This is a genomic window from Blastomonas natatoria (assembly GCF_003201955.1).
Taxonomy (GTDB): domain Bacteria; phylum Pseudomonadota; class Alphaproteobacteria; order Sphingomonadales; family Sphingomonadaceae; genus Blastomonas; species Blastomonas natatoria.
The window spans coordinates 501,089-522,671 of sequence record NZ_QJJM01000001.1 but is presented as its reverse complement, the minus strand read 5'-3'; the positions used below and the strand labels follow the sequence as shown (position 1 = coordinate 522,671).

At 63.1% G+C, this 21,583-nt stretch carries 16 protein-coding genes and 1 tRNA gene; 5 read left to right on the top strand and 12 right to left on the bottom strand.

Annotation, left to right across the window (positions count from 1 at the left end):
* From C7451_RS19900 to C7451_RS02615, 3 genes are all read right to left on the bottom strand, one after another.
* Window positions 1-674 (bottom strand): hypothetical protein (locus C7451_RS19900; protein WP_208625118.1); only part of this gene is annotated, 674 nt, incomplete at its 3' end.
* A gap of 396 nt (window positions 675-1,070) precedes the next feature.
* A complete protein-coding gene (locus C7451_RS02620) occupies window positions 1,071-1,748 on the bottom strand; it encodes a prolyl hydroxylase family protein (protein ID WP_425266448.1) in 678 nt (225 codons plus the stop codon).
* A 57-nt stretch (window positions 1,749-1,805) separates the two neighbouring features.
* Window positions 1,806-2,039, bottom strand: coding sequence for a hypothetical protein (locus C7451_RS02615; protein WP_110297382.1), 234 nt, complete (start codon window positions 2,037-2,039; stop codon window positions 1,806-1,808).
* 159 nt (window positions 2,040-2,198) lie between these two features.
* Here C7451_RS02615 and C7451_RS02610 point away from each other — a divergent pair, with 159 nt between their 5' ends.
* The 3 genes from C7451_RS02610 to C7451_RS02600 all read left to right on the top strand — a co-directional run bounded on the left by C7451_RS02610 (window position 2,199) and on the right by C7451_RS02600 (window position 5,303).
* On the top strand, window positions 2,199-2,852 hold the full coding sequence (locus tag C7451_RS02610; RefSeq protein WP_110297381.1) for a CDP-alcohol phosphatidyltransferase family protein: 654 nt from the start codon (window positions 2,199-2,201) through the stop codon (window positions 2,850-2,852).
* A 160-nt stretch (window positions 2,853-3,012) separates the two neighbouring features.
* Window positions 3,013-3,750, top strand: a complete 738-nt coding sequence (locus C7451_RS02605; protein WP_110297446.1) for an endonuclease/exonuclease/phosphatase family protein — start codon at window positions 3,013-3,015, stop codon at window positions 3,748-3,750.
* Window positions 3,747-5,303 carry a phospholipase D family protein gene (locus C7451_RS02600; protein WP_110297380.1) on the top strand — a complete coding sequence of 519 codons (1,557 nt, stop codon included), beginning with the start codon at window positions 3,747-3,749 and terminating at the stop codon, window positions 5,301-5,303. Before C7451_RS02605 ends, C7451_RS02600 begins: the two co-directional genes overlap by 4 nt.
* Before the next feature lie 135 nt (window positions 5,304-5,438).
* Here C7451_RS02600 and C7451_RS02595 read toward each other — a convergent pair.
* Window positions 5,439-5,514 (bottom strand) — tRNA-Thr (locus C7451_RS02595).
* Window positions 5,515-5,731: 217 nt separating this feature from the next.
* Between C7451_RS02595 and C7451_RS02590 the strand changes: the two genes are divergently transcribed.
* Both C7451_RS02590 and C7451_RS02585 read left to right on the top strand, forming a co-directional pair.
* Complete coding sequence (locus C7451_RS02590; protein ID WP_208625117.1) at window positions 5,732-7,159, top strand: PAS domain-containing protein; 1,428 nt, start codon at window positions 5,732-5,734, stop codon at window positions 7,157-7,159.
* A 181-nt stretch (window positions 7,160-7,340) separates the two neighbouring features.
* On the top strand, window positions 7,341-12,050 hold the full coding sequence (locus tag C7451_RS02585; protein ID WP_110297379.1) for an NAD-glutamate dehydrogenase: 4,710 nt from the start codon (window positions 7,341-7,343) through the stop codon (window positions 12,048-12,050).
* Between the two features lie 126 nt (window positions 12,051-12,176).
* Here the strand turns inward: C7451_RS02585 and C7451_RS02580 are convergent, their stop codons facing one another.
* The 8 genes from C7451_RS02580 to C7451_RS02545 form a co-directional block, all read right to left on the bottom strand.
* Window positions 12,177-14,126 (bottom strand): alpha/beta hydrolase family protein, encoded by a 1,950-nt coding sequence (locus C7451_RS02580; RefSeq protein ID WP_110297378.1) that lies wholly within the window; start codon window positions 14,124-14,126, stop codon window positions 12,177-12,179.
* A gap of 251 nt (window positions 14,127-14,377) precedes the next feature.
* Window positions 14,378-16,210, bottom strand: a complete 1,833-nt coding sequence (gene typA, locus C7451_RS02575) for a translational GTPase TypA (RefSeq protein WP_110297377.1) — start codon at window positions 16,208-16,210, stop codon at window positions 14,378-14,380.
* Window positions 16,211-16,741: 531 nt separating this feature from the next.
* Window positions 16,742-16,930 carry a hypothetical protein gene (locus C7451_RS02570; RefSeq protein WP_110297376.1) on the bottom strand — a complete coding sequence of 63 codons (189 nt, stop codon included), beginning with the start codon at window positions 16,928-16,930 and terminating at the stop codon, window positions 16,742-16,744.
* 63 nt (window positions 16,931-16,993) lie between these two features.
* On the bottom strand, window positions 16,994-17,752 hold the full coding sequence (locus C7451_RS02565) for a crotonase/enoyl-CoA hydratase family protein (protein ID WP_110297375.1): 759 nt from the start codon (window positions 17,750-17,752) through the stop codon (window positions 16,994-16,996).
* Window positions 17,753-17,807: 55 nt separating this feature from the next.
* Entirely contained in the window at window positions 17,808-18,953 is a 1,146-nt protein-coding gene (locus C7451_RS02560; RefSeq protein WP_110297374.1) for an acyl-CoA dehydrogenase family protein, read from the bottom strand.
* A 3-nt stretch (window positions 18,954-18,956) separates the two neighbouring features.
* Window positions 18,957-20,171, bottom strand: coding sequence for an acyl-CoA dehydrogenase family protein (locus C7451_RS02555; RefSeq protein WP_110297373.1), 1,215 nt, complete (start codon window positions 20,169-20,171; stop codon window positions 18,957-18,959).
* A gap of 237 nt (window positions 20,172-20,408) precedes the next feature.
* A complete protein-coding gene (locus tag C7451_RS02550) occupies window positions 20,409-20,933 on the bottom strand; it encodes a DUF1254 domain-containing protein (protein ID WP_110297372.1) in 525 nt (174 codons plus the stop codon).
* A complete protein-coding gene (locus C7451_RS02545; protein WP_110297371.1) occupies window positions 20,930-21,508 on the bottom strand; it encodes a DUF1214 domain-containing protein in 579 nt (192 codons plus the stop codon). Before C7451_RS02545 ends, C7451_RS02550 begins: the two co-directional genes overlap by 4 nt.
* Window positions 21,509-21,583: the final 75 nt, after the last annotated feature.

Sequence of the window (21,583 nt, the reverse complement as noted above, 5' to 3'; positions counted from 1 at the left end):
GGCGGCGGCGGCGGCGGCGGCGGCGGTGGCGGCGGCGGTGGCGGCGGCGGCGGCGGCGGTGGTGGCGGCGGCGGCGGTGGCGGCGGCGGCGGCGGTGGCGGCGGTGATACCGAATTGTCTCCGCCATCCGATCCATCGGCGACCAAGGCGATGACGCCAGCCAGAGCAGCGCCGCCGGCGACGATCAGCCCCGTCTGCACGCCTTCGCCCGTTGCAGCAGACTCTTCATCAGGCTTCGCGATCCGGATTATGCGGACAGGCGGCTGCGTGGCGGCGCCATTCATGGATGCTTCGGAAGGATCCCTGGGGGCTTCGGCGGTCGGGATCGCATCTTGCTCTTGCCCCAGTTGCCGCCCGGCAGCCGCCAGCTCAGCGCCAACTGCTTCCGCGCTGGCTCCACCAGTCGCCATGAGCTGGAGCTTGCCAGCGAGCGACTCCAGATCTGCGGCTGAGAGCGACTGCAACCCGAGCAATTCCTGGCGTGCCTGGATCAGCGCAAAGGCTTGGCCGGGGTCTGCCAGAATGCTCTGCGAAGTCTGTGCGATCAGGCTCTCGTTCGACATCCAGCGCCAAGCAACCGGACTTGTCTGAGGCAAGAGATCGGTTGCCGTTCCTTCGGCATCCTTGGCCATGGCTGGCTGGAAGAGAGCCAGGGCAAGCGCGCTGGTTGACACCAGCAAGCCAGCATGACGAACGCGGCTTGGCTTAGACAATATCATATTTCCCCCAAAAACTTGCAGGACGCAGCGCCCGGCTCCGCAAAAAGCCAGCGTGCGTCGTCAGTTCGCAGAATTAAAACATCAACCCTGGAGGAAAATGGACCAGAAGCCAGTGACCGAGCAATCCTACAGCACCGAGCTATCGCGAAGATTTTACTTCGCGTCACATGGCCCACGAATACCCGGAAAATGCGGTTTTCTGTCGATTGAGCACGATGCTCTGAAAAATGACGATAGTATGTTTTGACCGGTCAATCATCCGATCTGCAAAAAGCGGTCGGACGAATCACCGATATGCAGGCGAAAAGGGCTCGGCCTTCTCCTGCGGCGGAACCCGAAGCGCCTCCCGGCCTATCGCCACGTGCGCGTTCGGTACCATTTGGTGATGACGTATTTTGCGCCGCGCTCGACAGGTGTTCCTGCATGCAGTGTCGCTTCATTCGGCCGCCCGTCGGGCAGGGCGTTGTTCCAAAGCAAGAGCGCACCGGGCTGCGGGTCGATCTGAATGCCCAGCGTCGTGAAGGCCGTCGCGCCGCCCGCTTCCACGGCATTGAGATAGGCCATCGCCGTCCAGCTTCGCTGACCGCCTCGCGCTTCCTCTTCGGACCAGTAGGATTCGGATGTATAGAACCAGTCATTGTGCGGTTTGAACTGCTGGCCCGGCAGATAGCGCTGTCCCTGGATTGCCTCGCCGATGTCGGAAGGGACGCCCAGCAAGTCGTCAATGCGCTTCGATATGTTGTCAACGAACGGGTCGTGCGGGTCAAGATCGCCGGAATAGGATGTTCTGAAGTCGCTCGTATAGTTGGTTTCATGAAGCGTCGATGGACGCGCGACATCGTCGATCATTGCACACAGCCGCGCGCATTCGGCCGAATCAAGAAAATCGCCGATGGCAAACAGCTCCACCGGCTCGACCGGGACCTTGTAGACGCCAGGCCTCCCCGCCAGCCGTTGACGGACGGTTTCGCCGAGGCGCATGAGCGCTTCCTGATCGGGCACTTGCACTGGTGCATCTGGCATGGTCATCGATGATATCCCCCCACGGCATCGAGCGTGCACGGATGGTGGCCGTCCGAAAACAGTTCATGTGCTCGCTGATTTCGGCATCGACGCATAATCGACCAGGACCATCTCGCCAAGCACCTGCCCAATTGCATCCTGCTTGCCAGCGGGGGGCAAACCTGGAGAGGCGACCCCGCGCAGGATGAGGAGATGCGAGATTTCGCGGTAGGGAATAAGTCGATCACGGCTGCCGTTTGAACCAAAGGCGGCCCACGCATCATTGCGCCGTTCGCCTGGCTCGGCCGCAGCGACCATGGATATTGTGACAGATTTTTTACGTCAGTCTCGAATTCTCTGCCAATTGTTCTATATGCCTGCCCTGACACGCGGGGAAAGTCACAACCCTGCCTAGGAATCCTGCATGATTTCAACCCCTACCCTGCCGAATCGGCCATCAGCTATCCGGCGGTGGTCATGAGCGGCGTGAACCGGATACAGGGCAACCTGCTCGCCACCGCCGAACGCAGGCTGCTCAACTGGCTGTGCGCCCGCCTGCCTGCATGGGTTTCGCCTGACGGGCTGACCCTGACAGGATTTTGCGGCGCGCTGACCATCTTCGCTGGCTATGCGCTCAGCCTTTACCGGATCGAGTGGTTATGGCTCGCCATTGCCGGTTTCTTCATCAACTGGTTCGGTGACTCGCTGGACGGCAGTCTGGCGCGGTACCGCAAGATCGAAAGGCCGAATTACGGCTATTTCATCGATCACAGCATGGATGCCCTGTCGAACCTCGTCATCGTCACAGGGCTTGGCCTTACGGCTTTCATCCGCATGGATGTCGCGATGTTTGCTCTGGGCAGCTATCTGCTGCTCTCGATCCACACTTTTCTCGCGGCGCGTGTCACGGGTGAATTCCGGTTGTCGTATCTGGCCGCCGGTCCCACCGAATTGCGGCTGATCCTGATCGCGATGAGCCTTGCCATGTTTTCCACTCCACCGACGACCATCATGGGCACCGGCCTTTCTCCATTCGACCTGTTCATCATGACCATCGGCGCCGGGATGATGCTCCTGTTCGTGATCCAGACCGCAGTGACGGGCCGCAAACTGCACGCACTGAGCAAATAATCCGGCACAAGCCCACAGAACGATATCGATCCGGCTGGCCGGTTCTGCCGATTTTCCACCGAGCATCTATCGGCGTGCTCGCCAATCGGGTATCCCGGCAGCCCAGCACCAGGCCTGCCAGGGCTGACCATCATGATGCTCCATGGACCCGGATCGCCACATGACTGCCGATCAATCCGAAACATTCAAGATCGCAAGTTACAACATCCGCAAGGCGGTGGGCGCGGATCGCAGGCACAATCCTGAACGCATCATGCGCGTGCTGGCAGAAACCGGCGCAGATATTGCCGTGCTGCAGGAGGCCGACCGGCGGCTGGGCGAGCGCCCGAGTGCATTGCCGCCCGGACTGATCGGAGAGGCCGGTTGGCAGATCGTGCCTGTCGCAACCAGCCGCAACGGGATCGGCTGGCATGGCAATGCGATCCTGGTGTCGCCACGTGTCGACATCATTCGCGGCGCCCGCCTGAAGCTGCCGATGCTCGAGCCGCGCGGCGCCATTCTGGCAGACCTTGCGATCAGTGGTCAGCCGCTGCGTGTGGTCGGCGCGCATCTGGATCTCTCCGGCTTGTGGCGGCCGCGACAGATCAGGGCATTGGGCAGTCACGTTGACGATCAGCATGAGGCTTTGCCCACGCTGATCACGGGCGATTTCAACGAATGGCGCAGCCTGCCACCAGGCTTCAGGCATTTGGCGCGCAATTTCGAACCGATCAGGCCCGGCCCCAGCTTTCCGGCACGCTGGCCGGTGGCGCATCTCGACCGGATGTTCGCCTCGCCCGAACTGACGGTGGAGAATGCAGCAGTACACCGCAGCGCACTTGCAGCATCGGCATCGGACCATCTGCCGATCTGGGCAAAGTTGAGGCTGCCAACATTGCCCAAGCCTGGCGGTGCATGAGCATCGTCGCTGCTATTGCCGGACTGCTGGTTGCGGCATGGCTGGTGTTGCGCCTGCTCTTTGCGTTGCCCGATCGGCCGCCAGATGCGCTGCCTCCGCTGCCGGCTGACACACCGGAAAGCCGCATCGGAAAGGCGATCGCCGGGCTCGAGGCGGCGCACCCGGGCCTTTCGGGCATTCAGCTTCTGCCGGATTCGCGCGGGTCCTATGCCGCGCGGGTCAAGCTGATCCGGGCGGCGGATGTGTGCCTGGATGTGCAATATTATATCTGGCGCGAGGATGTTTCCGGGCGACTTCTCCTCGACGAACTGCGCCAGGCTGCTGACCGTGGTGTCACGGTGCGGCTGCTTCTCGACGATAATGGCATCGCCAACCTCGATGATGAACTCGCGGCGCTCAACACCCACCCGAACATCGAGGTGCGGCTGTTCAATCCTTTCACGATCCGCCGCCCCAAGATGCTGGGCTATGTCCTCGACTTCTCGCGCCTCAACCGGCGGATGCACAACAAGAGCCTGACGGCCGACAATCAGATGACGATCATAGGCGGGCGCAACATCGGCGACATGTATTTCGGCGCCGGCGACCAACCTGAGTTTGCCGATCTGGACATATTGGCGATAGGCGCGATCGTACCCGAACTTGCCGCCGATTTTTCGCGATACTGGGTCAGCGCGTCTTCCTATCCTTGCCATCTGATCCTGCCGCCTCCAGCGTGCGGCGCACTAGATGGGCTGGCGAGCGATGCGCAGCAATTGCTGCGCACCGACGCTTTGGCAACGGACTATGCGGTAGCCGTCGACGAACTGTCCTTTGCTGATCCGCTTACCCATGATGCTATCGCATACGAATGGGTTCCGGTCACGATGCTGAGCGACGACCCGGCGAAGGCCCTCGGTCGGCAGCCGCGGACACGCAAACCGCTTGGCCGCATCGGCGACATCATCGGGCAATCGCAATGCCGGATGGGTCTTGTCTCGGCCTATTTCGTGCCAACCAGAGCTGGTGCGGACATGTTCGTGGCAATGGCGGCGCGCGGCGTGCGGCTGGACATCCTGACAAATGCGCTGGCCTCTACCGATGTTGCCGTGGTGCATGCGGGCTATGCCCGCTATCGGCGACGTCTGCTCAAGGCCGGCGTCCGATTGTGGGAGATGAAAGGCGAAAATACGGCCTTCCCCGCCAAGCGCAGCGGCGTGCTCGGCAGCCTGCCACGATCAAGCCGGACGTCGCTGCACGCCAAGACCTTTACATGCGATAGCGCCACGCTGTTCGTCGGATCTTTCAATTTCGATCCGCGTTCGATGCATCTCAATACCGAACTGGGCTTCCTGATGGAAAGCCCTGCCCTCGCGCAGCGGCTGCAGCGCATTTTCGGCGATCCCCTGCGCGAACGCGCCTATGAGGTTCAACTGGCTCCGGACGGCGGGTTGCTATGGATCGAGTCTGGACAAAACGGGCCGCTGGTGCACACCCATGACCCGGAAACAAGCCTTTGGCGGCGCATGCAGGTGGCTATGTGGCAGCTTCTGCCCATAGAATGGCTGCTCTAGAGGCGCGTCCGCGCCCTGTTTCGAGACATTTTGCCGCAAATCGGCGCGGCAGGAATACCGACGAGGCGCCAGTCAGAAATGCCCCAAGCCGGACGGTCTTTCCCATGGCAACCGCTAAACTGATTTGTGAAAAGGTGGTGCCGCTTACGTGACTCGAACACGTGACCCCATCATTACGAATGATGTGCTCTACCAACTGAGCTAAAGCGGCGCGCTGGGCCCTGTTTTGGCCGGTGCGAGGAGGGCCGTTATCAGCGTCGGGGGCGCGATGCAAGACGCGTTACGCGAGGAACGCCGACGAAATGCATCGGCTTTGCGCCAGCGGTATCCCGCCGCTCACCTGGCTAACAATCTGAGATGGTTAATTAACCCTAGTTTTACCTCCTTGGGAGACACTGCCGCGGTAAGACACTGAATGGGACAGATCCATGGATACTCTGCGCGGATACCGCGATGGCGGACACGGCGATGACGGCAGCCACGATGCGCAATTCGCGTCCGCGTCCGTCGAAGCCGATGACGAAGCGCTGATGGATCCGCCCCAGACCTTTGGCAGCGACGAGCGGCGCATGCATGTGCGGGCCTATAACCATTGGGCCAAGCTGCTGGGAAACAGGGTATTTCCGTCGATCGAAGACCTCGATCCGGAAAATATCGAAGACTTCGGACCGCACAGCGTGCTGCTCGATTTCACCTCCGGAATCGAGAACCCGGCCATTCCGTTCATCGGCAAGGCTCTGCGTGAGGAGAGCAATCTTCCCGAAGCAGTGGCGTATCTCGACGAAGTGCCCGGGCGATCGCTGCTGTCGCGAATCACCGATCACTACTTGCAGATCCTGGCAAACCAGGCACCGATCGGATTCGAAGCCGAATATGTGAACGATCGCGGATCGACCATCATGTATCGCGGCATCCTGCTGCCCTTCTCGACAGATGATGACACGATCGATTTCGTCTATGGCGTGATCAACTGGAAGGAACTTGCCGACCGGTCGCTGACCGAGGAACTGATCCTCCAGATCGATGAGGCCGTGAAGCAGAGCCCCCGCAAGCCGGCGCTGCCGGTCTGGGAAGACGATCCTGTCCAGAATCTGGCCCCCGGCGAGATTGGCAGCGACGCCCTGGACGAGCCGCTCCCGCTCGATGGCTACGCGATGTTCGACGATCGGGCCGACGGCCTGATCGAGGTCGGATTTGGCGGGTTGGATGACGAGCCGATTGCAAACGCTTTCCCTGCCGTCGAGATGCCCGGCGGTGACGCTGCGCTGGCCGATCTGCTGGATTTCGCGCGCGCCCATGTCGATGCCGCGCTGGCGAACGAGGACCGTTCGCGTCAGGCGCTTTATGCGGCCATCGGCCGCGCCTATGATTTTGCGCTGGCCGCACGCGGCCGCCCCGACGATTATGCAGCGCTGCTGGCCGATTGCGGCATTGCGGCACAGGCACGTGCTCCCATGACTCCGCTGGTGAAGCTGGTCTTCGGGACGAGCTATGACAAGACGCGGCTCGCGGAATATGCCTGCGTGCTGAGCCATGCGATGCGCCGCGACGTGCCACGCGGTGGTCTGGCGGACCTGCTGCTGCAGCAGCCGGGCGGCCTCAAGGCGATCGTCCAGATGGAACGCAAGGCCCGTCGCGCGCGCAACGAGGATGCCGAGAAGCTCTGCCGCAAGCACGAGACACGCCAGCGGCTGCGCGCGGCACCATCGCTGCCGGTGAGTGAGGTGGATCTGGGCGATGCCGAATTTGCCGTGCTGGTGACCCGGCGCGATGCCAACGGGCAACTGGGCGTCATCGGCGTGCTGGGCGAGAACGACCCCGTGGCCGATCGCATCCTGCGCAAGATTGCCGGCTGAGCCCGGCAGTCAGCCTGCAAGTCTCGTAACATTTAATCGATCGACTGAAAGAAAATTACGTCATTTTGGCGTCACCACCCGGCTGTGCGCTTGAGAAGCCGAGTGCGATGGCGCATAAGCCGGGACAGCAGACCCCATAGAGAGGCCGCAATACAGCGTGCACGCGGGGCATGAGGAACCCATGGCCGACATCCAGAATGCAACGTCCGATGCAGACGCGCCGTCCAGCACCCCCTTTGCCGATCCCACACAGCATCACAAGCTTCGGCAGGTCCTGAACGAAGCGTTCCTCAAGGGGGCCCTGCCCGGCGAAAACGAGGGCTTCGATGAATCCGCCAGTGCCGAGGCGGCCGATTTTGCGCTCAAGACCATGGCGCGCCGCCCCTCGCCCGACACCGTGCTGGCGATCGAATCCATTCCGGGCCAGGCCGGTCAGCGGCACATGCGCGTCGCGATCATCAACGATGACATGCCGTTTCTGGTCGACTCCATTGCCGCCACCGTCTCGCGGTTCGGGCTGGCGATAGACCGCGTCATCCACCCGGTGGTGGCAGTGCGCCGCGACGCCGATGGATTGCTCAGCGAAATCTACACCGACGAGGCGCCAGGCGAGCGGCGGGAATCGGTGGTCTATCTGGAAGTCGAGCGCGCCGATGCCCGGCAGCGCAAGGCGCTGGAAACCGCCCTGCTCTCCGCCATGGCCGACGTGCGCGCAGCAGTGACCGACTGGCCGATGCTGCAGGCCGCAATGTCGGCGGATGCCGCCGCCATGACCGATGGCGAGGGCGCTGCACTGCTGCGCTGGTTCCTCGACCGCAACATGACCCAGCTGGCGCATCTGCGCTATCGCCGCGATGGCGCGACGGATGCACCGCTGGGCCTGGCGCGGATGGGCGGAAGCGAACGCCAGCTGCTTGCTGCGCACTCCTTCGAACAGGCCTTTGCCTGGTTCGAAAGCGGCAAGGCATCGCCCCTCATCATCAAGTCGAACTTCATTTCGACCGTGCATCGCCGGGCCCCGCTCGATCTCATCATTCTGCCGATCTGGGAGGACGGCCGCGTTGCTGCCCTGTCGGTTCACGGCGGCATCTGGACCAGTGCAGCGCTGGCTGCAGCACCCGAACGGGTTCCAGTGCTGCGCGCGCATCTCAAGCTGCTGATGGACAAGTTCGGCTTTGCGCCCAACGGCCATGCCGGCAAGGCGCTGTCGCATGCGCTGACCGCACTGCCGCACGACTTGCTGATCGCGTTCAGCCTTGAAAATCTGGAGCGCGTCGCGCTGACCGCGATGTCGCTGGCAGACCGGCCGCGCTCGAAGCTGGTCACCGTCCAATCCTCGCTCAAGCGCCACCTGTTCGTCTTTGCCTGGCTGCCGCGCGACGAGGTATCGACCGGACGCCGCGTCGCGATCGAGCGGATGCTTGTCGAGGCCTCGGGCGGCAAGACGCTGAGCTGGTCGATCTCGCTCGAGGACGGCGAAATTGCGCTGCTGCGCTATGTGCTCGATGTGCGCGATGGCGAGCACAAGATCGATGACGCCGCACTCGATGCCGCGTTGCGCGCCATGGTGCGCGGATGGGAGCCTTCGGTCGAGGAAGCGCTGATCGCGCAGGGCGAGGATAGCCGTGCTGCAGCCCTGGCCAGCCGTTATGCGCCGCAATTCCCGATGGCCTATCGCAGCGACTATGGACCACAGGAGGCTGCGCTCGACATCCTGAGGCTGCGCAATCTGGAGGGCCCCGGCCAGCAGGGCGCGCGGCTGTATCGCAAGAGCCAGGACGGCACGCAGAACCTGCGGCTCAAGCTCTACAGCCAGGCAGGCGCCATTCCTCTGTCGGAAACAGTGCCCGTGCTCGAGAATTTCGGCTTCGATGTGCTCGAGGAAATCCCTACCCAGATGGGTGGCTCCGATGGCGGGCATATCCACGACTTTCTGCTCAGGCTCAAGGGCCAGGGCGATACCGAAGCGCTGCTGCAACGGGCCGACGCCATCGAGGCAGCGATTTCGGGCACGCTGGAAGGCAAGGCGGAAAATGATCCGTTCAACCGGCTGATCGCCGCCACCGGGCTGGAACAGCGCGCGGTGATCTGGCTGCGCGCCTGGTATCGCTATCTGCGCCAGGCGGGCCTGCCCTATGGCATCGGCACTATGGTCGATGCGCTGCATGATGCGCCCGATGTTGCGCATGCGCTGGTTGCGCTGTTCATCGCGCGGCATGATCCCGCCTTCACCGGCGACCGCGCAGCGGCGACCGAGGCGAATCTTGCCGCGATCAACGCGGGCCTGACGCACGTTTCGGCCATTGATGACGACCGGTTGCTGCGCATGTTGCGCGCGCTGGTCATGGCGGTGCTGCGGACCAACGCCTTTGCGCCCGCGGCAAAACTCGCCATGGTGATGAAGATCGAGAGCGCCAAGGTGCCGGGCCTTCCCGCCCCCCTGCCCTGGCGCGAGATGTTCGTCTATTCGCCGCAGGTCGAGGGCATCCATCTGCGCGCCGGTCCGGTCGCGCGCGGCGGGCTGCGCTGGTCCGACCGGCGCGACGACTTCCGCACCGAGGTGCTCGGCCTGATGAAGGCGCAGCGCGTCAAGAACGCCGTCATCGTGCCGACCGGCGCGAAGGGCGGGTTCTTCCCCAAGCAGCTGCCCGATCCCGCGACCGATCGCGACGGATGGCTGACTGGCGGCAAGGAGGCGTACAAGACCTTCATCCGCACGCTGCTGTCGGTCACCGACAATATCGTCGACGGCAAGGTGGTGCACCCGGCGGACGTCGTGGTGCATGACGGCGAGGATCCGTATTTCGTCGTCGCTGCCGACAAGGGGACCGCAACCTTCAGCGACACCGCAAATGCCATCGCGGCGGAGTTCGGCTTCTGGCTGGGCGATGCGTTCGCCTCCGGTGGCAGCCAGGGCTATGATCACAAGGCGATGGGCATCACCGCCAAGGGCGGCTGGGTCTCGGTGCAGCGCCATTTTGCCGAAATGGGCGTCGATGTTCAGACCGATCCGGTTCGCGTCGCGGGCTGCGGCGACATGTCGGGCGACGTGTTCGGCAATGGCATGCTGCTGTCCAGGGCGATCAAGCTGGTCGCCGCGTTCGACCACCGCCATATCTTCCTCGATCCCGATCCCGATCCGGCGAAGAGCTGGGAAGAGCGGGCGCGCATGTTCGCGCTGCCGCGGTCGAGCTGGGACGATTACGACAAGGCGCTGATCTCGAAGGGCGGCGGCGTGTTCGCGCGCTCGATGAAGGCGATTCCGCTGACCGCCGAGGTCAAGGCGATGCTGGGCATCGATCAGGACGAGATCGAACCGGCGGCGCTCATCTCCGCGATCCTGCGCGCCCAGGTCGACCTGCTGTGGTTCGGCGGCATCGGTACCTACATCAAGGCCGCGTCGGAAAATAACATCGACGTCGGCGATCCCTCGAACGATCCGCTACGCATCAATGCCGAACAGCTGCGCTGCAAGGTGGTCGGCGAAGGCGCGAACCTTGGCGTCACCCAGGCCGCGCGCATCGCCTTCTCGATGCTGGGCGGGCGGATCAACACCGATTTCATCGACAATTCCGCCGGCGTCGACTGTTCGGACAATGAGGTGAACATCAAGATCGGCCTTGCTGCCGTGATGCGCGCCGGATTGCTCGACGAACCGTCGCGCAACGCGCTGCTCGCCTCGATGACCGACGACGTCTCTCAGCTGGTGCTCGAGGACAACCGTCTGCAGGCGCTAGGGCTTTCGATCGCCGAAAAGGGCGGTACCCGCGCGCTGCCCAGCTATCTGCGCCTGATCGAGAATTTCGAGGAACAGGGCCGGCTCGACCGCAAGGTCGAGGGGCTGGCGGACAATGCGACGTTCAAGCGCCGTGCGCAGGAGGGCCATGGCCTGACCCGGCCCGAGCTCGCGGTGCTGCTCTCCACCGCCAAGCTGGCGCTGCAGGATGCGATCGAACGCATTCCGCTCGCCGACGATCCGACGATGCGGCCCGAATTGCTCGCCGCCTTCCCCCCGCAGATGCGCGAGGCCTATGGCGACGTGCTGATGCAGCATCAGCTGCGCGGCGAGATCATCGCGACGAAGCTTGCGAATCGCATGATCAACCGGCTGGGTCTGATCCATCCGTTCGAGCTGGCAGAAGAGGAAGGCTGCACTCTGGGCGATGTCGCTTGCGCCTTTGTCGCCGCCGAACGGCTGTTCGCGCTGCCCGCGATCTGGGCGGAGTTCGATCAGACCGAGATGGACGAACAGGTCCGCCTGATGCTGTTCGATGCCACCGCCAATATCGTGCGGGTGCATATTGCCGACGTGCTGCGCGCCAGCCCCGATGGCCTGATGCCCGGCGAGATCGTCGCCGCGCTGAAGCCCGGTGTCGATGCGCTGATCGCGGGCATGGACGATCTGCTCAACGCCGAGGCGCGGCTGCAGGCTGCCCGCCAGGCGCAGGATCTGACCGCCCAGGGGGCGGCACCCAGCCAGGCTGCGCATATCGTACGGCTGACCGGGCTCGACGGCGCGGCGGGGCTTGCCAACCTTGCCAGCCATAGCGGCACCGGACCGCTGCCGCTGACCCATGCGTTCGCCGATCTGGGTGCGACATTGGGCCTCGACTGGACGCAGATGACCGCCGCGCGCATGTCGCCCAGCGATCCTTGGGAACGGCTGCTGGTCTCGGGCCTCGCCCGCGACTTCCAGCAGATGCGCCTCGATTTCCTGTCCAAGGCGCAGGGCGGCGACCCGCAGGATTATGTCGCCAACTGGACCGAGGCCAACCTGCCCCGCATCAAGCAGTTCCGCGGACTGGTCGACCGGGCGAGGCTGGATGCTGCACCCAGCGTCGCGATGCTGGCGCAGATCGCCAGTCAGGCGCGGATATTGCTGGGGCGGTAGAACGAGTCTGCGTGCGCCGGCCCCGGTCGCCAAGCTGGAGCATTTTCAAGTTGACCGCTTACGGTCAACGGCTGGGAAAATGCGGCATCAGAAAACAAGAGCGTTTTCGCGCAATGTGAAAACGCTCTAGGCCGGGTTGTGCTCCGCAAGAAAGGCTTCCAGCCGGCGCAGCCAGTCGGTGAGATTGGCGGGATCGTCCAGCCCGTGGCCCTCGTCGCGATAGCTCGCATATTCGTGCGCTTTGCCATGGGCCTTGAGCGCAGCGACATAGGCTTTTGCCTGCTTGGCTGGCACGACGGTATCGTCCTCACCCTGAGCCACCAGCACAGGGCGTGTCAGCCTTTGAACCTGTGCAAATGGCGACACGGTATCGAGGTCGAAGGACTCGTCACCCTGCACCTTGTTGCGAAACCTGCGCAGCCCCGTGCGGCTGAGAAACTTGGCGTCATATTTCAGCATGAGCTTCCAGTCCGTCACCCCGGCAAAACTGGCTGCGCAACGATAGCGTTCGGGATTGCGCGTGACTGCCCACAACGCGGCATAACCCCCATAGGATGAACCCACCACACAGACACGGCCAGCATCCACAATGCCTTCCCTGACCAGCCAGTCCATGCCATCGTCGAGGTCGTCTTGCATCTGGCGCCCTATGGCGCCTTCCCCCGCTTTCACATGGGCGTCTCCATATCCCCCCGATCCCCGGTAATTGGGCTGGAAAACGGCGTAGCCACGACTGGCCAGAAATTGCACCTCAGGATCATATCCCAGAACATCGCGAATGCCGTAAGGGCCGCCATGCGGCAGGATGATGAGCGGCAGTCCCCTGGGCGCCACGCCTCTGGGCAAGGTCAGATTGCCGTAGATCGACAACCCGTCGCGCGACTTGTAATTGACATAACTGCTCGGGCTCAGCCTGCCGGGCTGCAGATCGCCGTTGATCCGAAACAGCAACGACATGGAGCCAGTGGCCTCCTGAAAGGCGTAATAGCTCCCCGGATCGTTCGATGCGCCGACATGGTATAGCTTGATCCGGCCATCGCGGCTGCTGGAGACCAGCGTGCCGTGCTTCGACCCAAGAGCTTTTTCGACATCATCCTGCAGCGCCTGCTGTGCGGGGTCAAACCAGCGCACGCGCGGGCGATCGTCGGTGTAATAGACCGCTGCAGGGGTGCCGTCCGCATTCAGGTCGAAATCATCGATATCGTATTGATCGAGGCCGAACACGCGGTCGCCGATCGTTTGTGTGGCGAAATCATATTTGTGCAGGGCATATTTGCCGTTGCGGGGCGCAGCCAGTACATAGCCCTTGTCCGTGCCGCTGATCACCCGGAGGGCTTCGATTAATCCGGCCGAGCTTTCGTCGTCATAATTGGCGCTGACCAGCTTTTTCCATTTTCCCTTTTCGACCTCGCGATAATGCAGCGTCCACTTTTGCGATCCATAGCTGATACCAATCCGGACAACGCCGCTGTTATCGGCATACCATTCCCAGATATTGTCAATCGGGACCTGGACTTGGGACAGCCTGCCCGTGTCGAAGCGCACCTTGAACACGGCGGGATAGTCGTAAGCCGTTTCCTGGAGCGACAACAACGCCCAGTCCCCGCTGGGGTCGACATAGAGCAGATCGTCCCCCTCCAGCCCCTGCGTGGCATGACCGATGAAATTGATCTTCATCGTGGCTGTATCGACAGCCATCAGCACGGACTTGCGGGCTTCGTCCCCGAACCACGGAACCGTCTGCGACACGCTGATCAGAATGCGGTTGTTGCCAGCCCAGCGGTACCAGTTGAGATCCATTTTCTCCGGCACCAGCACCGGCTTGAGCTCGGGGTCGGTCAGTGAACGGAACACGATGAACAGCTTGCCATCTCTGCGCGTCGAGAACAGCAGGCGCTGACCATCCGGCGACAGCTTGGGCGATTGCAGCAGCGGGGACCTGGCAAAGACCGCAGCGTCATAGGGCACCTGGCTTGTTTCCGCCGAGGCGATTACGGTACCGTCCTGCGCACCCCCGGCACTCGCCATCAGTCCGGCAGCAATTGCCAATCCGGCTCGCGCTAATCTCCCCGTCATGCACCCCCCTGAGGCATCCGATAGACATGCTTCGCTTATCTGCGCCGGAAGCAACCCCGATTGCAATGCGAAAGCAAGTTCGGTTCAAGTTCTTTGAATCTGGCAGATTTCTACATGTCGCCGGATCATGACAGGCTTGTGTAACGATCCACCAATTCTGTTCTTTTCATCTCTTCATCATCACCGCAGGGCCAAAAAAAGGCCGGCGCATCGCTGCACCGGCCCTTTCGATATTCTGCTGAAGGCGTGACTTATGCCGCTTCCTTCTTCCGGCTCTGCTTCTTGCGCTCGTTGGGGTCAAGGAAGCGCTTGCGCAGGCGGATGGTCTTGGGCGTTACCTCGACCATTTCGTCGTCGTCGATATAGGCGATGGCCTGTTCCAGGCTCATCAGGCGCGGCGGGGTCAGGCGGATGGCGTCGTCCTTGCCGGTCGAACGGAAATTCGTCAGCTGCTTCGACTTCATCGGGTTGACCTCGAGGTCTTCGGGCTTGGCATTCTCGCCGATGATCATGCCCTCATAGACGGGCACGCCAGATCCGATGAACAGGCTGCCGCGATCTTCCAGCGCGTTGAGCGCATAGCCCACCGTGTCGCCGGTGCCGTTGGAGATCAGCACGCCGACCGGACGGCCCGCGATCGCGCCCTTGTACGGTCCGTATTTCTCGAACAGGCGGTTCATGATGCCGGTGCCGCGCGTGTCGGACAGGAATTCGCCATGATAGCCGATCAGCCCGCGCGAGGGCGCGCTGAAGGTGATGCGGGTCTTGCCGCCGCCCGAGGGGCGCATGTCGGTCATCTCGGCCTTGCGCAGCGCCATCTTCTCGACGACCGTGCCAGAATGCTCGTCGTCCACGTCGATGACGACGGTTTCATAAGGCTCGGTACGGTTGCCGTTCTCGTCCTCGCCGAACAGCACGCGCGGACGCGAGATGCCGAGCTCGAAGCCTTCGCGGCGCATCGTCTCGATCAGCACGCCGAGCTGCAATTCGCCGCGCCCGGCAACCTCGAAGCTGTCCTTGTCGGCCGATTCGGTGATCTTGATCGCGACGTTCGATTCGGCTTCGCGCATCAGGCGGTCGCGGATCATGCGGCTGGTTACCTTGGTACCCTCGCGGCCCGCAAACGGGCTGTCGTTCACCGCAAAGCGCATCGACAGGGTCGGCGGATCGATCGGCTGCGCGTGCAGCGGCTCGGTGACGGACGTGTCGCAGATGGTGTTGGCGACGGTTGCGGTGGTGAGGCCGGCGATCGAGATGATGTCGCCCGCGTTCGCCTGCTCCACCGGAACGCGCTCCAGCCCGCGGAACGCCATGATCTTCGAGGCGCGGCCCGCTTCGACGATGTTGCCATCGGGGTCGAGCGCGTGGATCTGCTGGTTGGTCTTCACCGTGCCGCTGGCGACCAGGCCGGTGAGGATGCGGCCGAGGAAATTGTCGCGGTCGAGCAGCGTGACCAGGAACTTGAACGGACCGTCGGGATCGGCGCTGGGCGCGGGCACATGGCCGACGATCTTCTCGAACAGCGGCTGCAGCGTTCCTTCGCGGACTTCCGGGCTGTCACCGCAATAGCCGTTGCGGCCCGAAGCGAAGAGCACGGGGAAGTCGAGTTGCTCGTCATTGGCGTCGAGCGACACGAACAGGTCGAACACCTCGTCCAGCACTTCCTGCGGGCGGCCATCGGGACGGTCGATCTTGTTGACGACGACGATCGGCTTCAGGCCGAGCGCGAGCGCCTTGCCGGTGACGAACTTGGTCTGCGGCATCGCGCCCTCAGCAGCATCGACCAGCAGGATCACGCCATCGACCATCGAGAGGATGCGCTCCACCTCGCCACCGAAATCGGCGTGGCCCGGGGTGTCGACGATGTTGATCCGCGTCTTCTCGCCGGCATTGTCCCATTCGATCGAGGTGCACTTGGCCAGGATCGTGATGCCGCGTTCCTTTTCCAGGTCGTTCGAATCCATCGCGCGCTCTTCGACGCGCTGGTTATCGCGGAAGGTGCCGGACTGGCGGAACAGCTGGTCGACAAGGGTGGTCTTGCCATGATCGACGTGCGCGATGATGGCGATATTGCGAAGGGACATGAAATGGAGCCTGTATCAGGGGGATGGTCGCGGACACGCCGTCCACCGGCACGCCTGTTGCTGGCGCGCCCATAGCCGAAGGTCTGCTGCAGCGCAACAGATAGCGGCGGGGCTGGTGGGGTGGAGGGCTCATCGGGAAGCCGCAACCCCTCTTTCCTCCCGCAAACGGGAGGGGAGAGTGCGCTAAAGGTTCAAACTATTGCCCGTAATCCTGAATTTGTTTCTGGATCCATCACGCACCAGAAACCGAAGGGGCGTGAGCCAGAGCGCCCAATTCAGGGCTTGTAGATACGAGAATTTCAAAGATAATCCGGCTGTCCAATAATCGCATTTGGAGCCAGTACAGTGCAGGTCGCAATTGCCATCGCAGCCTTTTGTTCAATGGTCCTGCTCGTCTCCCTATGGATACCCTATTGGCAGTTGATAGCGCGGGAGGGACTCAGGCTACCCGAAAAGAAGAATGGCATCGCAATGTTGCTCTGCGCCTCTATCGTCAGTGCGGCGACTATCTCGCTGACTTGGTAACGTCCGCTATTCCGCACAGTCCCCCATCCACATATCGCGCGGCATTTCCACGCGCACCGGGGGGCCACCCTTCGGGTCGGGGATGCCATCATACCAGAGCGAGCGCGCCAGATCGGGCATGAGCACGCCCAGCGGCGCTGGTGTGTCGAGCATCGGCGGTTCGGCGACATATTTCAGGCCATTGGGCTCGCCCAAAAACGCGTAAACATAGAGATACTCGTCACCCTCTTCCTCAGGCAGTGTCCCAACAATGCCGGATCACTTCCCCGTCCAGTTCGGCGCGCGCTTCTGGGCGAACGCCGCAGCGCCCTCGCGCGCGTCCTGCGAGGTCATCACCGGGCCGACGATTTCCTGCTGCTTTGCCCACATTTCCGCATCGCTCCAGCCACGCGATTCGACGATCACCTGCTTGGAGACGCGCACCGCGAGCGGACCGTTGGCGCTGATCTTGTGCGCCAGTTCGAGCGCGCCGTCGATCGCGGGCGTCTCGACCACGCGGTTGACGAAACCGATCTCGTAGCCGCGCTGGGCCGAGATGAAATCACCGGTCAGAGCCAATTCCATCGCGATGCGCGGCGGAATCTGGCGCGGCAGGCGCATCAGGCCGCCCGCCGCAGCCGCGAGACCGCGCTTGGTCTCGGGAATGCCGAACTGCGCCTTACTGTTGGCAACGAGCAGGTCGCAGGTGATTGCGACCTCCATGCCGCCCGCGAGCGCATAACCATCGACCGCAGCGATCAGCGGCTTCTTCGGTGGGGATTCGACAAAGCCGGCGAAGCCCTTGCCCTTCACCATCGGCAGCTCGCCGGTCAGGAACGCCTTCAAGTCCATGCCCGAGCAGAAGGTTCCGCCCGCGCCCTTGATGATGCCGACCCGCAGCGCGTCATTGGCGTCCAGTTCTTCCATCGCCGCAGCGACGCCTTCGGCCACCGCGCGGTTGACCGCATTCTTGGCCTCGGGCCGGTTGATGGTGATGATGAGGACGCCATCATCGGCGAGGGTCAAAACTTCGGACATGCAAAATCTCCCTGAAAAGCCCCTCCCCTTGAGCGGAGGGGTTGGGGTGAGGTCATCAGAACAAAAGATCGGCCAGCTTTGCCCGGTGCCAGGCGGCGTCGCCGAACTGGCTGGCGTGCCAGATGGCGCTGCGGCGGTAGAGCCCGGCATCGCAATCGTGCGTGAAGCCGAAGCCGCCATGGAACTGCACCGCGCGGTCGGCGGCGAAGCTGTAGGCCTTGTCGGCGCTCGCCTTGGCCATGCGCACCGCGATCTCGCCCACGCCTTGCTGGCCGAAATTGTGCGCGGCGCTGAGCATGTGCGAACGCGCCTTTTCATAGGCCACATAGGCATTGGTGATCGGGTGCTTGAGCGCCTGATATTCGCCGATCAGCTTGCCGAACTGTTTGCGGGTCTTCAGATATTCGACCGTGTAGTCGATCGCGCTTTGCGTGCCGCCGCACATTTCCGCCGCCTGGAGCAGCGCGCTCGCCAGCTCGATCTGGCCGAGGGCGGTGGCCGAGCGGCCCGCATCGAGCAGCGCGGAGGCCGGGATGGTGATCCCGTCCAATGTCAGCTCATAGGTGCGCCGGGTCTCGTCGACGATGATCTCGCGGCGCAATGCGCCATCGGGAATGGCCGACTGCTCGATCAGCGCCAGCCGCACAGCACCATCGACATTCACCGTCGCGATGACCAAAGCCGCGTCCTTGGCATAGGCGACGAACTGCTTGGTACCGCTGAGCGCATATCCATCTCCGTTGGGCTTCGCAGTCGCCTCGACATGGGAGAGCGTCCAGTCGCCATGCGGTTCGGACAGCGCCAGCGTCGCGATCTCGCCCGCGACGATGCGCGGCAGCCATTCGCCGCACTGCACCTCATCGCCCGCCGCGAGCAGCGCCTGCGCCGCGACGGTGCAGGTCGCAAACGGCGTGGTCAGCAGCCGCCGCCCCATCTGCTCGGCGATGGGCGCAACCTCGGCCATCGACAGGCCGACGCCGCCATGTGCCTCGGGAATGGCGATGCCGAGCCAGCCCAGTTCGGCAATCTCCTGCCAGACTTGCGCGTCATAGCCGCGCTCGTCCGCCATCAGCTTGCGCACCTTGTCGATCGGCGACTTGTCGCGGCAGAAGCTGGTGGCGACGTCCATCAGCTCGATCTGCTCTTCGCTATAGCCCAGGCCGCCGAGATGATTGGCGAGATTTTCTTCGCTGAAAGCCATCTCTTAGCGTCCTTTGGGCAGGCCAAGCACATGCTCGGCGACGATGTTGCGCTGGATTTCGGACGTGCCGCCGCCGATCGTGGCGGAGAAACTGTTCAAGTAGCTGCGGTGCCAATAGCCATTGTCGACCGCGCACGGATCGTCGACATAATAGCCGCCGCGCGTGCCTTGGAAGGACAGCGAGAATTCGGTCAGTTCGCGGATCATCTCGGTGCGCGCGAGCTTGTTCATCAGCGCGAGGCCCATCGGGCGGTCCTGCACCAGCGGCCCCATGCGGCGGCGCTGGTTGTTGAGGTTGAGCGCCTGAATGTCGATCATGAAATCGATCATCCGGTCCTTCATCACCGGATCGTCGAGCAGCGCCTTGCCGCCGCGCTGCGACTGGCGCGCCAGTTCGACCACGCCCATCGCGTCGAGCTCCTTGAGGAAATAGCCGCCGGCGAGGTTCACCTTGGCGCCGCGCTCGTACTCGAGCGTCTTCATCGCGATCTGCCAGCCGTCGCCCTCCTTGCCCATCAGGCACTCGGCGGGGATGCGCGCATCGGTGAAGAAGCACTGGACGAAGCCATATTCGCCGGTGAGCTTCTTGATCCGCCGCGTCTCGATGCCTGGAGCATGCATCGGCGCGAGGAAGAAGCTGAGGCCCGCGTACTTGTTCGGCCCCTCGTTCGAGGTGCGCGCGAGCAGGATCATGTATTTCGCGCGGTCGCCCAGCGAGGTCCAGATCTTCGAGCCGTTGAGCACATATTCATCGCCGTCACGGACGGCCTTCAATTGTGCGTTGCCGAGGTCGGAGCCATTTTCGGGCTCGGAGAAACCCTGGCACCAGATATCCTCTGCGCTCAGCATCCCCTTGATATATTTCTTCTTCTCTTCCTCGCTGCCGATATCGAGGATCAGCGGACCGGCCCAGCCGATGCCGATCGCGTTGAGCATGATCGGGCCGTCATATTTCTTCATCACCTTGGTGGCGATGCGCTGGAAATCGGGATGCATCCCGCCGCCGCCATATTCGGTCGGCCAGCTCGCGCCGAGATAGCCCGCCTCGTACACCTTGCGCTGCCAGGCGCAGAGGAACTCGAACTGCTGATCGGTGCTCACCTCCATGAAGGTCAGCGGCAGCATGAAGCCGGGGTCCTTGGGCGTGTTCTCGCGGAACCAGGCATCGGCCTGGGCCTCATAGTCCGCCAGCTCGGCAGCGGTAGGACGGGTTGCCATGTCTCTCTCCTCTAGCGCGTTCGATCCGGGCCGCGTTGGGATTCGCCGCCTCGTTTAATCGTTCGGTTAAATGGAGATATGAAGAGGTCTGTGGCGCTTGTCTAGGGCGTGCAGCGATTTTCCTGACATCCGTGTCAGTGACTTGCAGCCTGTCGTCACCCCCGCGAAGGCGGGGGTCCCGCTTTCTTGGCTCACGGCAGCGCACAAGGGGATTCCCGCGTTCGCGGGAATGACGGCTCAGCCTTTGAGGGGACGGCAGAACGACTGCTTGCGATACGCATCGACCGCGCCGATCTCGCCCCGGCTTTTCAGCAGCACGCGGATCAGCGCGACACCCCTGGCATCGGGCATCACGATCTTGCGCGCGCCCTTGGGCACCTGCTGGTCCGCCGTCGCCAGCACGACGCGGATCGGCGCGCCCTTGGTGTCGCGATCACTCTCAACGAATGCAACATCGGTCACGCTGTCGAACACCGTGAGCGACCAGTAATGATCGGGCACCGGATTGGCCATGACCTCGAGCGGCGACTGGCTGAGGTCGAACGCGCAGATCGAATAGGCGAGATCCGGGCTCGGCCGCACGATCGTCTGGTGATCGGCGGTGACCAGCGGCGTGTGTGCCATCCTGTTATAGCCCGCCTGCTCGGCCAGCCGCTCCCAGGCACGGTCCATGATCACCGTCGGAGTGGCGGCCAGCGTGGCATACCAGGCGGCGAGCGCGGCGATCACCGCAACGACAATGGGTCCGATCCACCGGCTCATGCGCGGCACTCCCCGCGTTCGATGCGGGGAAGCGGCGCGCGCCCACGCTCCGCCCGCAATTGCCGCGAGGGATGATAGGCGCGCAGGGTCAGCTCGAACGGTTGATCGTCGGGCATCGCGATCCAGTGCGCGCCAGTGCGCTTGGCCGCGACATCGACTGTCCAGTTGGCTGCCTCATCGGGGGCGATCGCTGCGCTGCCGACAGAATGAACGCTCGCCGGATTGGGGATCAGATAGCCCTTGCTGTCGTACAGCGTCAGGCTCCACCAGCGAGCATCGATCGTACCGCCGCTGACGCGATAGGCGCATTTGCCGATAAGCTTGCGGCCCTGGCTGTCAACGGCAGCGTTGAAATAGATCGCCTCGCGTTCTGGCAGGGCGAGCAGGCCCCGGAGCGCCACGGTAGCGCGGGTAGCGACGCTGGCATCGGCGGTGCCCACCTTCTCGCCGGTGCGCCAGGGGCCGTTCTCGATCCCCATCGCAGCAAAGCTCTGGCGCAGTTGAGCGACCGCAGTCCCCGTGCCGATCGCGAGGCCCGCAACCAGCATCAATCCATAGCGCAACCCAGGCGACATGGCGTCCCTCTCCCTGTTATATTTTGACAGGGCCTATGCCGTGAGTTTGGGGGCAATGGCAAGGGGGATGCGCTT